Below are 13,754 nucleotides of genomic sequence, written 5' to 3'. Positions count from 1 at the left end.
TCATGCATTTAAAAAGGAATTAGAACAAAAAAACTGCTTGCTGTGCAGCAAGCAGTTTACGAAGATTTAATAATAGAGTAGCCAATATAATATACAAGAACCATCATACTTGCAATGGCTAATGTCACTGAATAATCTTCCATACTGAATCCTCCTATGACGTATTATTTGTACTGTAATTACCTTAAAGTTATCATAGAACCAAACAATGCCTCACATTTAAAAAAGAACGTTATGTGACGAAGGAGTGAAAGTTTTATGAACATATGCATTTTAGGGGGGACAGGTAGGGTCGGAAAAATCATTGTAGAAAACGCCCTCCATTCAGGCCATCGTGTTCGCTCTCTTGTTCGAGATACTAGTAGGTTATCTACAAATAAACAATTAACGGTTTTAAAGGGAGATGTACTCAATAAAGCAGATATAATCAATAGTATGGATGGTTGTGATGCTGTTTTTAGTGCATTAAATACGGATGGAAATGGGACTCTCTCAAAAAGTATTCCATACATTATCGAGGGGATGCAACACCATGGAATCAAACGAATTATTACTATTGGAACAGCAGGTATACTTCAAGCAAGAACCGAACCAGAAAAGTACCGTTTTCTTTCGAATGAATCTAGGCGTAAAAGTACGACAGCTGCTGAAGACCATTTACAAGTCTATCTCCAGTTAAAAGAATCGAATTTAGATTGGACGATTGTTTGTCCTACATATTTGCCAGTTGGTACCCGAAAAGGACAATATCGAGTCGACATTCATATGCTTCCTGAAAATAGTTCGTCCATCTCAGTCTATGACACAGCCGACTTTGCCTTTTTGCAGTTAAGTTCAACAGATTTCTTAAACTGCCGAGTCGGAATCACTTATTAAGAAAGCCCCTCATCTATCGTTGAGGGGCTTTCACCAAACTTATTCACTTAGCCTGCTATCGAGGCTCCTCCCTTTTGAAGCTGATACATTTGATAGTACTTACCTTTCAGTTCCATTAAGGCGTCATGGTTCCCTTTTTCCACAATATTTCCTCGATCAAGCACAATAATTTGATCGGCATTTTTAATTGTAGAAAGACGATGGGCAATAATAAATGTCGTTCTTCCTTTTTTTAATACATCCATCGCTTCTTGGATAATTACTTCTGTTTCAGTATCAATGCTTGAGGTAGCCTCATCGAGTATAAGAATAGCTGGATTAAATGCTAATGCCCGAGCAAACGAGATCAGCTGTCTTTGACCACTTGAAAGCGTACTACCTTTTTCAATCACTGGTTCATCAATTCCATTTTCAAGGTTTTTGAAAATATCAATTGCACCAACATCGGCTAATGCCTTTTCAACTGCTTCTCTTGAGATAGAAGGATCATCTAAACTAACATTTGAAGCAATTGTCCCTGTAAACAAAAACGGGTCCTGAAGAACGATACCCATATGTTTGCGTAGCGTTTGCCTTGAAATATCCTGAATATCCATTCCATCAATAGAGATGCTTCCTTTCTGGCAATCATAGAAACGAAACAACAGGTTGATTATAGAGCTTTTTCCAGACCCTGTATGACCTACAAGAGCAACGGTATCACCTTGTTTTGCTTCAAAATCAATGTCCTTTAACACAAATTCATTCTCTTTATAACCGAAATACACATGTTCAAACTTCACATTGCCTTTGTACCGCGGTATCGATTCATCATTTACATCTACTCCATCCTCGTCTAATAGCTTAAACACACGCTCACCAGCGACAAGGGCTTGCTCTAAGTTTGCAAGCTGGTTCACAATGCCTTGAATTGGTTGGAACAGACGATTAATATAATCGACAAATGCATAAAGAACCCCTAGAGTTACAACAGATGATGCTTTGAGAGCTTCTCCACCAAAATACCAAATAAATGCAACAAAAACGATGTTTCTAAGAACTTGAACTAGATTATGAGAGGTTAAAGAATTTAAGCTTAACAGTTTATTTTGATAAGTGAAGTGCTCTTTATTCATTTTCTCAAAGTCATTTAACGTATCATCTTGACGGTTAAAAGCTTGAATGATGTTCATCCCTTGAATAGATTCATTTACCATTGCGTTAATATCACTAACTCGCGAACGAATGACATGATTGTATTTCGACGCATATTTCCGATAAAAAATGATCCACAAATAAAGGATTGGGAGTAACAACAAGCAAATGAGAGCGAGCTTTGCATTTAGTATAAATAACGCGATATAGATCCCCGAAATATAGATGATGCTAGTAAAGAATGTAGATAATACCGTTACATATAATTCGCGAATCGCTTCTGTATCATTTGTAATTCGCGCAACAACCTTCCCAGCTGGAAGGTTATCAAAGTAATGAATCGGCATCCGCTGGATTTGACCAAACACGTCTTCCCGCATCTTTTGAATAACCCGGTTTGCCGATTTCTGCAGATAAAATCTTTGGCCATATTGAAAGAATGCTGAAACAACTAATAGGCCAAAGTATAAAGCTAACAGCCCAATAATTTTAGGGATTTCCGGCTGATAAAACCGCTGAAGTTCACCGCTTGCAATAATATCCCCATTATATGTTGCCGTCTGATCACCTTTTTTCACAGTCAGCACACCCTCTTGATAAGAGCGCTCCCCATCAAATTCAAGTGTTCCTTCGATAAAAATGTAATCCTTGCCGACTTGAAGAACACGCACTGGCTGCACTTTCTCGTCCCCTTCGGTCAAATAGGCTTCCCTCTTATAAAAGGATCCTTGATAATTTACAGCTTCATTATCTTCCTCGATCTCGTACCAATTGCCTTCAATTCCTAAAATATGCTGATCAATTAGCTTTTTAGCAATAAAAGGACCTGCGAGATCTGCAGTGACGGCAATCGTAAGCATAGCAAGTGCGGCGATTATTAGTTTTTTATAGAGTAACGCATACTCAAATAGGCGACGTCCTGTACTCACGATACCACCTCCTCTACCTCTGACTGAACTTGTTGGCGAATATATTGCTCTTTATACCAACCTGCACGGAGCATCAATTCGTCGTGTGTCCCTTCTTCAACAATTTTCCCATCATCTAGAACAATGATGTGATCTGCATGCTGTACAGCAGTCATTCGATGTGTAGAGATAATCGTTGTTTTTCCACTTCGTTCCAACCGAATATTATCAATAATTTTCTTTTCCGTTTTCGCGTCAACAGCTGAAAGGGAATCATCTAATATTAAGATTTCCGGATTTTTAATTAGTGCTCTTGCAATAGAAATCCGCTGTTTTTGCCCTCCTGATAGAGCCACACCTTTTTCCCCAACGAGTGTCTCTAACCCATCAGACAAATTCTCGATATCCTTGCGGAAATCAGCAAGATCAATCGCTTCTTGTAACTCTTCTTCTGTAGCATTTCTTCCACCGAACAGAATATTTTCCCGAACTGTCTTAGAAAATAAAATATGATCCTGTGGAACATAGCCAATCCACTCTCTTGTTTGATTAAGAGACAATTGATCAATTGAAACATTTCCAAGCGCTAAGCTACCAGAGCCTTTTGGATACTCTCTTAAAAGCTGTTTAATAAAAGTCGTTTTCCCGCTTCCCGTCTTTCCAACAACCCCCAGCGTTTCTCCTCGGTTTAACGTTACTTCAACTTCAGTTAGGTTCTTGGTTTTCGACGATGGATATTGGAAGGAAAAGTTAGCAAATACGAGCTCATTCGGTTCTTCCACTGCATGAGGATATTCAGGATCAGCTACATCTTCTTTATAGGATAAAGTTTCGAGCAAACGATCTAAGGAAGCATTTCCTCTTTGCATCACGTTGATCAATTCTCCAATGGCAAACATAGGCCAAATTAACATCCCTAAATATACATTGAATGAAACAAGTGCACCCAATGTTAATGATTGCTGAAAAACTAAATACGAGCCATATCCAAGGCCAATAATATAACTTAGCCCTACAAGCACTTTAATCGTCGGTTCAAACAAAGAGTCTATTTTTGAAACCGCAATGTTTTTATGGTACACATCCTCTGTCATCTCATGAAACCTTTGTTGATCCGCTCTTTCTTGCACATAGGCGCGAACTACACGTACTCCAGATACTGATTCAAGAACTCGGTCATTTAATTCTCCAAAAGCATCCTGAGCATCCATGAAACGTGTATGAATTTTTTTACCATAGATTTTCATGATATAGGCCATAATGGGCAGGGGAAGAACTGCTGCTAATGTCAGTTTCCAGCTAATAAAGAAACCCATCGTGAATAAAATAGTTAGCATAAAAACACTTGAGTCCACTAAGGTCAATATCCCAAAGCCAGCTGTCATAGAAATTGCTTTTAAGTCGTTTGTCGCACGCGCCATTAAATCACCCGTGCGATTTTTCTCAAAGAAGGTTGGTGTCATCTTTAATAGATGCTTCATAAACCTCGTTCTCAGCTTTCTTTCTACTAGAAATGCTCCACCAAATAATTGATACATCCATACATACGTAATTCCATAGGATATAACGGTGATCCCAAGGAGAGCTCCCAAATACTGAAGAATCTTATTTGTACTCATCATATCTAGATGAATATCATCTATGGCCATTCCAATTAATCTTGGAGGTAGAACATCTAAAATCCCTACGATAATTAATAATGAAATAGCCAAAAAATACCTTTTCCAGTTTTCCTTAAAAAACCAAGCTAATTTTTTAAAAATTGAAAGCATTTACTCATCTCCTATCCTCTTCTGTTGCGCTTTCACTAACCACCTTCGAGATCCACACATATTACACCCATTTTGTTTTTCTGAACTAATAGCATTTTAATTACCTCCTACTTTTTGTTTTAGGCTGTTTCCATATACATTGTTGCTTTCAAAACAGGGGGAGTTTTCCGCTCTAGGATAATCGCTTGCGGTGGTTGGGCGGTGAGCCTCCTCGGGGTATCACCTGTACCACTACTCCCGCAGGCGTCTTTCATCCTTCCGCTTAAACTGTTAACCTTCCAATGAAGAAGGTAATCTTACCTGGTATAAAATAACAATCTTTTAGAAAATAGCCTTGTTTTATGAAAACTAGATGATATACACCTAGAATTTTCTGAATTTTATAGAAAACAAAAAAAGACATACCGCTCCATTATGTGCGATATGCCTATTATGACATAAAAAAACACAGGGGACGACGAAACCGTAACCTGTGAAAATTCTATAATAGTAATCAAAAATGTTATAAAAACCAGTTAGTTTTTAGTAGGTTACGAACATATCATATTCAATTGTTTGTTTTTTCATATCAAATACGATCATTTCATAACCCTCCTTTACTTCACATGTTTTTCCATACATGTAAGGTTATCACCAACTATAAATAAAGTCAATTCCCATTTTTCAGATTTTTTGTTCTTCGCTATTTGATAGAGCTAGATAATAACAGTGGTCACTCAACTACTACAGCTGTCCCGTAAGCCATAATTTCAGAAGCATTTTGCATTACTGCAGATGTCTCTAATCTCATACAGATGACTGCATTGGCACCTTTTGCTTTTGCATCTTCCACCATTCTTCCAATCGCTTTTTGTCTCGCCTCGTCCATCATCTCTGTATACTCTTTGATTTCTCCACCTACAATTGTTTTTAAACTCGCCATAATATCACGGCCAATATGTTTGGATTGCACGGTACTGCCTTTAACAAAACCTTTAAGCTCCTTCACTTCTTGCCCAGGTACAAAATCAGTAGTCACGATAATCATTTTCTTCATCCTCCCGCCTTTCTTTTTTACGTTCTTTAAGTAATAGATAAAAAATCATAAAGATTGATAATGCGTAAACTATATAAACAACAATTGCAACTTTTATGTTAATGAATAACATCAACAAGCCTACTAATTGTCCAGCAATTGCAATAAACAATAATAATTGTTTAAGCTTTTCCATTTATAATTCCTCTCATTCTAAATGGTCTTTATTCTGCCAAATTTTCCGAACAAATATGAGGTAAACAATGGTAGGCATAGGTGCTTGAATAAGAGCAATGATTCCCCAAAACCAGTAGTTATGCCCATGTTTTCTCGCATCCATAAATAAGAAGATGCTTTGGCAAATTAGGATGATGGCTACAACAATTAAAAGTGGCAATGAAATTTCTTCATTCATGTTTCGTTCACCTGCTTGAAGAACCGTATTCCACTATAAATAGCAATCCCGATAGTTATTATCCCTTGCAAAATAAAGAATACGATTGGAAGCTGATACAATGTGAAAAGAACTCCTGTTAGAACGAACAAAGCAATAAAGGAAAAGATACCTATATCTCTCACTAGTTTTTTGCGTAAATTTTGTTGCTGTATACTAACCATTTGTTGAAACCAATCAAGGCTAGGCGTTGCCTCTATGTCCATCTTCTCAATTGCATTCAACCCTTCTTTTATTTCTATGATTGCTTGAAGATCGTGTTCATCTTGAGGCTCTCTTTCAAAGTCTATGACTTTCTTGTCCTTCATCTACTTTCAACTCCTTCCGAACTGCCATTATCCCATGATGTACTCTAGATTTCACTGTCCCAGAAGAAATACCTAGTATTTCACCAATTTCATCATAAGAATATCCATAATAGTGCTTCAAAACAATCGGAATTCTTACTTCCTCTGCTAATTTACCTAGAGCTGTTAGTACGTCATTCCATTCTTCATTTCGACTCTCCATTTGCCACTTAATTTTCCGAAACATTTGCTCTTGTTCTTGCCTTTCCCAATTGCGAGAGCGTTTCATTTTCCTTTGTTGGTCGATATAAAGGTTCGTTCCAATTGATATCAGCCATGAGGAGAACTTTGCCTTTCCATGGTAAAGCTTAATCTTTTCAATCGCCTTTGCCATTGTTTCTTGTGCTAACTCTTCAGCAACATCTAAATTCATCGTAACTTTAATTAGATACCTACGTAAAAATGAGTAGTTCTCCTGAAATAATTTGGCAAATGCAAGCTGGTCGCCACTCTGCGCCATATTAATGAGTTCTCTTTCCTCCATTCCTGCCCCTCACTTCCCTCTATTTCGACCCGCTTGGTTTTTTATCATTCATCAGACGAGTGACGAATGAAAATCGTTCAAAAAAAAGAAAGATAATTTTCGTATCGTTGTCAGTTGCCATTCTTTAAAGCTTCTAGACCTATCAAAAAAGCTCGCCATTTGACGAGCTTATCGTTCTATCAAATTATTAGGTATATATAACAATAAACCATTATACAGTCCCTGTTTGCCTAACACTAGCTACATTCTCTTGAACTGAAGTGTTTTTCGAATATTTTGGCAGCGTAATCATATATAATATTCCTGTAAAAACCATACACCCCCCTACTAACCAATAGAGCATTTCAACCGAGAGGTACGCTGGAAAGCTAAATGCAATTAACCCTAATGTAACAGATTGAGATAGCATCATTAGCGGGGATACCCACCCTTGAACTCTCCCCATCATCTTTGGATCAATGATGCTAGGCAACCAGCCTCCAATCCCAATATTTATTAATGGTAAGGCGAGTGCCGAAAGGAAAGTAAGAACTAAATATACTACAACATCGTTCGTTAATGAAGATAGAATAATGAAGCCTCCCGAAACGATCACACCAATAATAACCATTTGATAAAGCTTCATCTTTTGGCTTATTAGTGATGCTAAAAAGCTTCCGAGTAAAACACCTATCCCAAAGATTATTCCAATATAAATTGACATCTCCTCATAGCTTGTGGGAGCTAGCTTATATTTTAAGATAAACACAGGCATGACTGTAAATCCACCGTTTACAACTCCAAAGATGAAGAAGCCCATTAATAACGCCCTTAATAGCTTATGCTTTACGATATAAAGCATCCCAACCTTAAAATCATTCAGAACGAGCCCTACTTTAAGGTCTTTCAATGTATGACGCCCATTTGGAAGTCTCACTTCTTCTGTGATGTCACAAGAGCGAATTAACAGAGCACTAATAATAAATGTAATCGTATCAACGATAATAGCTCCATATACACCTACAGTCCAAAACGCCAAAATTCCTAACCCGTTCCCAAATAGCATAAATAAGCTCATTACTAGCTGATTTATGCCAGCTGCTGCCGTATAATCGTCTTTCTTCAGGATTCCTTGAATAATCGCACTTTCTGCGGGATAAAAGAATTTCTGTACTGCGCTTCTCAAGAACAACATGGAAAAGATAAGTGGCATTGATTCTGTCATTATTGCAAGAAGTAGGAGAACTGATAAAGCAGCCCCAATCCAATCGCAATAAAGAGCGATTTTTTGACGATCCATTCGATCAGCAAACACTCCGACTAGAAAAAAGATAAACAAAGTTGGTAAAGAATACATAAGTTCTGTTATGGAAGCATATACAGGTTGGTCTGAGAATCGCTCGAGCAAATAAAACATAAAGGCGGTTAACCCTATCGTACTTCCCATCTGTGAGGTAAAATTAGCAAAAAATAATTTAACAAAATTCGGATTTTTGAAAATTTCTTTAAATTTGTTCATTTCCATACCCCTATTCTTTAACTGGTAACTTCATTCTAACCGCTTCCTTCTATAAGGATAAGTGACTACTGATGGTTTTGAGCTCAGTCTGTAGACGGAGGTTCATCCAGCTTCTATTACACCTCGATATCTTTGAAGATGGTATTTTTTATGTGAATAAAAAAAGATGTTTGGAATCTGCTCTCCAAACATCTTCATAATCTATTATTTTGATCGCTTAATCATCTTCATTCTTTTCCTTTTTCTTTTGCCACTTTTTTTCCCACTTCTTCTTTTCCTTTTCAAGCTTCTTTTGCCACTTTTCGGCATCTTTCTTTAATTCCTCTTGCCACTTTTGCATTTGTTCTTGCTGTTCCTTCTTCTTTCGTTCTTCGATATATGCAGCAACAGTTGGCACTTGAAAGGACAATGGTTCAATCCCCTGCAACGAACTTGACAAGATGTCTTTGAAAATTAAAGCTGCTCCTTCACTGCTTGTTGTCGTCAAATAGTGATTTCGATCTGTTCGATCATAGCCTACCCAAACAGCTCCAACCAACTGAGGGGTATACCCAACAAACCATTGATCTTTGATTCCATTCACTCCTTCAATAGGTACTTGCGTGGAACCGGTTTTCCCAGCTATTTCCCTTCCAGCAATCTTCGCTCCTTTACCAGTGCCACTTTCAACAACATGTAGAAGCATTGTATTTATTTTTTCTGTGACACTTACTGTAGTCACTTCTGTTGTCTTCTCTTGCCACTTAGCTACAATATTTCCTTCTTTATCTTCTATTCTTTTAATAGCATGTGAATCCACACGCACTCCTTTATTCGCAAAAGCCCCATAAGCTTCAGCCATCATTTGAGGAGATACTCCTTTTTCAAGGCCTCCTAAAGCAAGGCTTAAGTTTTGGTCACCCTCTTGAAGAGGAATTCCAAACCTTTTGGTAAGCTCGATTCCTTTTTCTACTCCAATTTGTTGAAGTAACCAAACGGCAGGAACATTCAATGATTGAGCAACAGCTTCATACATAGGTACTTGACCTAAATATCGGTGATTATAGTTACTTGGCTGGTAGCCTCCAAAGTCTAACTTCTCATCCTTTAGTGAGTCTGTTATGTTCCATCCAGCTTCTAAAGCAGGAGTGTAGGAAGCGATAGGTTTCATTGTTGAGCCTGGTTGAACCCTTAAATGAGTGGCACGATTAAATCCTCTAAATACATGCTCACCTCTTCCTCCAACAAGAGCACGAATTCCTCCTGTTCGAGGATCAATCAAAATAGATCCGCTTTGTACGATTTGCTCATTCGTACCCTTTGGAAATAACTCTGATTGGGTATATGTTGTTTCTATCGCCCTTTGCATATTGGGATCCAGTTCTGTGTATATTTGGTATCCCCCTGTTAAAAGCTCATCCTGAGTAAAACCATATTCACGTATAGCTTCATCTAACACATGGTCAACATAATACGGATATTTTCCTCTGAGTGGGTCTACCCCCTTATCAGTTATTTGAATTTTCTCTGCCTGAGCTTCTTTAAGTACCTCACTTGTAATCAAGCCTAAATCGTGCATTCTCGTTAATGCCACATTTCGTCTATTCATCGCCTTCTCTACATGATCAATTGGATTTAAGGCAGATGGTGCCTTTATAATTCCTGCAATCAAGGCCGATTCACTTAGCGTAAGGTCCCTTACTTCCTTGCCAAAATATTTTAGTGACGCTTGTTTGATTCCCCAAGCTCCTTTTCCAAAATAGATTTTATTCATATACAGTTGTAAAATCTCATTCTTTGAGTATTCCTTTTCCAACTCGACCGCAAGAAATAACTCTTCGATCTTTCGTTTGTATGTTTTCTCTGGTGACAACAAAGCATTCTTTGTCAACTGTTGAGTTATTGTACTTCCGCCTTCAACCACTTCTCCTGCTGAGAAATTTCTAAAGAATGCTCGACCAATTCCTTTTAAATCGATTCCATTGTGCTCAAAAAAACGATGATCTTCAACCGCAACCACTGCATCAATTAAGTGATTAGGAAACTCTTCGATGGGTACCCCTTCTGTTATATTTCCTGAAATCTTACTCGCAACTTCTTCATATTGATCATAAATAATGGTTGCTTGTGCAAACCCTTCTTGTAATGAAGTTGTATCAACTGTTTTAGAAAAATAATAGAAGAAGCTCAGTATCCCTAATAAACACACTAGTCCTACTAGTAATAACCACTGTGTAAGATGTTTCTTTTTCCAAAAGGCTATGACATTATTAATCCAAGTTTTTCTTTCTTTCATACGGTTCTCCTGCCCATTTTTGTGTGATTATTCCCTAAAATAAGAAAAAGCAAACGAGATGATATCGCATGCTTTTTCTCTTTATTTATTTTGTTCTCTTTTCAGTTCTTTCATTAAGCTTTCCATATACATGTACACAATTTGTTTTGTTTTATCATCAGCTTGAATAACGTCTAAATGCTTCATGCATTTTTTTATAGTGGGATGGATTTCTATATATTTTTCCATATCCATAACCTAACTCCTCTAAGCCGTTTTTCATACCCTTCGATTTCATGGAAGATTTTGTGACCGTATTTTAAAATTATTTCTATTTTTTTCATTCCCTACCGACTAACTATTCCTTTTCCATTCTAAGAAGTTTCCAATTCTATTGAATGGACACTAAATGATTATCCAACCCCCTTTTTCTTTAAGGCTGTTTTGTATACATTGCTGCTTTGAGACATGGGAAATTTTCCGCTCCAGCATACTGCTTGCCGCGGGTTGGCGGTGAGCCATCTCATCTTCGTCTCTGGGATCTCACCTGCCTCACTGTTCCCGCAGGCCCCAAACTGATAACCTTCATATAAAGAAGCTAATCTTCCCTTGTATAAAACAACAATCTTATAGAAGCAGCCCTCTATTTATAAGAAAACAAGCCAATTTATTAAAATAGTGTAACCTTCTTCCAACTGATCCTGTCATATCTTATAAAGGACTAAAAAGGTGGGGCTTAACAATGAAGAAATGGATATTAGGGGTTGCATTGTTTTTTGGGATAGGTTGCATCGCTCTCTATCTTATAACAACACAGTTGCATGTAGAGAGCAGCCAAATGACAATGGATACTAAGCCGGTTGGGCTTACGAATCAAGTATGGACGATTCCTTTTTCCCAGAAGTTAGATAAAGATACGATCCATAATGGAAATGTATACGTAAAAAATAGTGATGGAGAAAAACAAGAGACTGAGGTTTCTATTAGTCGTGATGGAAGATCCATCATCATTTCTCCTCCAGAGGAAGGCTATTCAGTAGATGCCGGTTCCTATTCTCTTCATGTTGGAAAAGGAGTTAAGTCCACATGGGGGAGAAATCTTTCTTCTACACTGATCCAAAGCTTTATTATCAAAGAACAGCTTCCAGTCATTGGTTCAAAGGAAAAATTACAGCAATACTTCTTAACAGTCATGAAGGAGAAAAAGTCGAATCGCAACCAGTTTTTCCCCCTTTTCAAGGAAGACGCTACTGAAGAAAAAGCAGCTGATTCTTCGATGGAAACTGGCTTAAATACTCAAGACCATTCAGAGACAAATGTGCAAGTTCAAGGAATTGATGAAGGGGACCTTGTGAAAACAGACGGGAAATATATTTATCAGCTTTCTGATCGAGAAATAAGGATTATTCAAGCACAACCTGCAGACAAAATGAAACTTGCTGCTGAAATAACCTATGATGAATCCTTTTCAGCAAATCAACTATACCTCCAAGGAGAACATTTAGTCCTAATTGGTCAGGAATATCAATTGCATGAAAACCAATCGAAACAAATGCAAGATAAAGTGAGCATTGCGCCCTTTCACCAATCAACAAAAGTGATTGTATATGATATAAGTGATCCTACAAATCCAAACCAGGTGAGAGACCTTACTTTGGAAGGACACATGACCTCCACTCGTAAAATTGGCAGCATTGTGTATCTCGTTACCAGTCATTATCCAGATTACTGGCTGTTAGAGGAGAATGAAGATATGGATATTCGTCCACGTATGAAGGATAGCGCTGTTCACAAAGAGATACAGTCGATTTCTTATGAGGACATTCAGTATTTTCCTGAAACAAAAGAAACGAATTACTTAACTATTGCTGCTTTCGATATGGAAAAATCAAAGGATCCAGCCTCTATTCAAACATTTCTTGGTAGCGGAGGACAATTGTATATGTCAAAAGAAAATATATATATCGGAGTTGAAAACTACATTTTTTCTGAATCCGACTTCATCTATGACCCAGACACAACGATTTATCGGTTTTCCATTGATCAGCTTTCAGTCAACTTAACTGGATCTACAAAAGTGAATGGGAGAATATTAAACCAATTCTCAATGGATGAGCATGATGGCTTTTTCAGAGTAGCTACTACGAAAGGTCAAACATGGGATGAAAGCAAACCATCAACGAATCAACTCTATATTTTCGATAAGAAGTTAAAGCAAATGGGAGCATTAGAAAACTTAGCAAAAGGTGAACGTATTTACTCCGCTCGGTTTATGGGAGACCGAATATACATCGTCACCTTTAAAGAAACCGACCCTCTATTTGTCATTGATGCTTCTAAACCAGCTGAGCCTAAAGTGCTAGGGGAATTAAAAATACCAGGGTTTAGTAACTATCTACACCCTTATGATGAAAATCATGTTATAGGATTTGGTCACGATACGAAGATCGTTACAGATAAAAATTCCACACAGCCGCGCATCCTTACAAATGGCGTCAAGATCTCAATGTTTGATATTACCAATCCAACACAACCTAAAGAGAAATTCACTGAAATTATTGGTGGCAGAGGAACTTATTCACCACTTAACCATGACCATAAAGCATTGCTCTTTGATAAAAAGAAAAACATCTTTGCCTTCCCAATCAATATCTACAACGATGTTGAAGGAAGTGAATATGAGCAAACCTTCGAATTTCAAGGTGCATATGTATATTCAATTGACTCAACTGAAGGTTTGTCACTCCAATCTAAAATTACCCATCATGATGGAAAGGCTTCTTATGAGGAATGGGAAAGTGAAATTCTTCGTCTACTCTATATAGGAGAAAACCTCTATGCCCTATCAAATACAGGAATCAGTGCCCATAGCCTTAAGGGTTATCAATTAATGGGACAATTAACATTTCAATAATATAGTAGGCCTATTCAACCGAATAGGTCTTTCCCTTTTATATTGGCTTTCCTAAATTTTACTATTATTCTACCTTCTATACCGTTATAATTTTGATA

At 37.5% G+C, this 13,754-nt stretch carries 12 protein-coding genes; 2 read left to right on the top strand and 10 right to left on the bottom strand.

The genetic code is table 11. The features are described from left to right. Positions 1-258: 258 nt before the first annotated feature. Positions 259-876, top strand: coding sequence for an NAD(P)-dependent oxidoreductase (locus LS684_RS05245; protein WP_233810544.1), 618 nt, complete (start codon positions 259-261; stop codon positions 874-876). A gap of 47 nt (positions 877-923) precedes the next feature. Here LS684_RS05245 and LS684_RS05240 read toward each other — a convergent pair whose 3' ends face one another. From LS684_RS05240 to LS684_RS05195, 10 genes are all read right to left on the bottom strand, one after another. Next, the gene (locus tag LS684_RS05240) at positions 924-2,939 is read right to left on the bottom strand and encodes an ABC transporter ATP-binding protein (protein WP_233810542.1); all 2,016 of its coding nucleotides are present in this window, start codon (positions 2,937-2,939) and stop codon (positions 924-926) included. Beyond that, a complete protein-coding gene (locus LS684_RS05235; RefSeq protein ID WP_233810540.1) occupies positions 2,936-4,690 on the bottom strand; it encodes an ABC transporter ATP-binding protein in 1,755 nt (584 codons plus the stop codon). Before LS684_RS05235 ends, LS684_RS05240 begins: the two co-directional genes overlap by 4 nt. A gap of 712 nt (positions 4,691-5,402) precedes the next feature. After that, positions 5,403-5,717, bottom strand: coding sequence for a YbjQ family protein (locus tag LS684_RS05230; RefSeq protein WP_233811549.1), 315 nt, complete (start codon positions 5,715-5,717; stop codon positions 5,403-5,405). Next, on the bottom strand, positions 5,698-5,901 hold the full coding sequence (locus LS684_RS05225) for a hypothetical protein (protein WP_233810538.1): 204 nt from the start codon (positions 5,899-5,901) through the stop codon (positions 5,698-5,700). Before LS684_RS05225 ends, LS684_RS05230 begins: the two co-directional genes overlap by 20 nt. A gap of 12 nt (positions 5,902-5,913) precedes the next feature. Then, positions 5,914-6,120, bottom strand: coding sequence for a sigma-Y antisigma factor component (locus LS684_RS05220; RefSeq protein WP_233810536.1), 207 nt, complete (start codon positions 6,118-6,120; stop codon positions 5,914-5,916). After that, complete coding sequence (locus LS684_RS05215; protein ID WP_233810534.1) at positions 6,117-6,467, bottom strand: YxlC family protein; 351 nt, start codon at positions 6,465-6,467, stop codon at positions 6,117-6,119. Before LS684_RS05215 ends, LS684_RS05220 begins: the two co-directional genes overlap by 4 nt. After that, entirely contained in the window at positions 6,439-6,990 is a 552-nt protein-coding gene (gene sigY, locus LS684_RS05210; protein ID WP_233810532.1) for an RNA polymerase sigma factor SigY, read from the bottom strand. Before sigY ends, LS684_RS05215 begins: the two co-directional genes overlap by 29 nt. A gap of 211 nt (positions 6,991-7,201) precedes the next feature. After that, positions 7,202-8,488, bottom strand: coding sequence for an MFS transporter (locus LS684_RS05205; RefSeq protein ID WP_233810530.1), 1,287 nt, complete (start codon positions 8,486-8,488; stop codon positions 7,202-7,204). Between the two features lie 217 nt (positions 8,489-8,705). Then, the gene (locus LS684_RS05200) at positions 8,706-10,763 is read right to left on the bottom strand and encodes a transglycosylase domain-containing protein (RefSeq protein ID WP_233810528.1); all 2,058 of its coding nucleotides are present in this window, start codon (positions 10,761-10,763) and stop codon (positions 8,706-8,708) included. 81 nt (positions 10,764-10,844) lie between these two features. Next, positions 10,845-10,997 carry a hypothetical protein gene (locus LS684_RS05195; protein ID WP_233810526.1) on the bottom strand — a complete coding sequence of 51 codons (153 nt, stop codon included), beginning with the start codon at positions 10,995-10,997 and terminating at the stop codon, positions 10,845-10,847. Positions 10,998-11,484: 487 nt separating this feature from the next. Between LS684_RS05195 and LS684_RS05190 the strand changes: the two genes are divergently transcribed. Next, positions 11,485-13,656, top strand: coding sequence for a beta-propeller domain-containing protein (locus tag LS684_RS05190; RefSeq protein WP_233810524.1), 2,172 nt, complete (start codon positions 11,485-11,487; stop codon positions 13,654-13,656). Positions 13,657-13,754: the final 98 nt, after the last annotated feature.

The sequence above is a fragment of the Cytobacillus spongiae genome (genome assembly GCF_021390075.1).
Note: the sequence above shows the minus strand (reverse complement) of the source record. Positions and strands in the feature narration are given on the sequence as shown.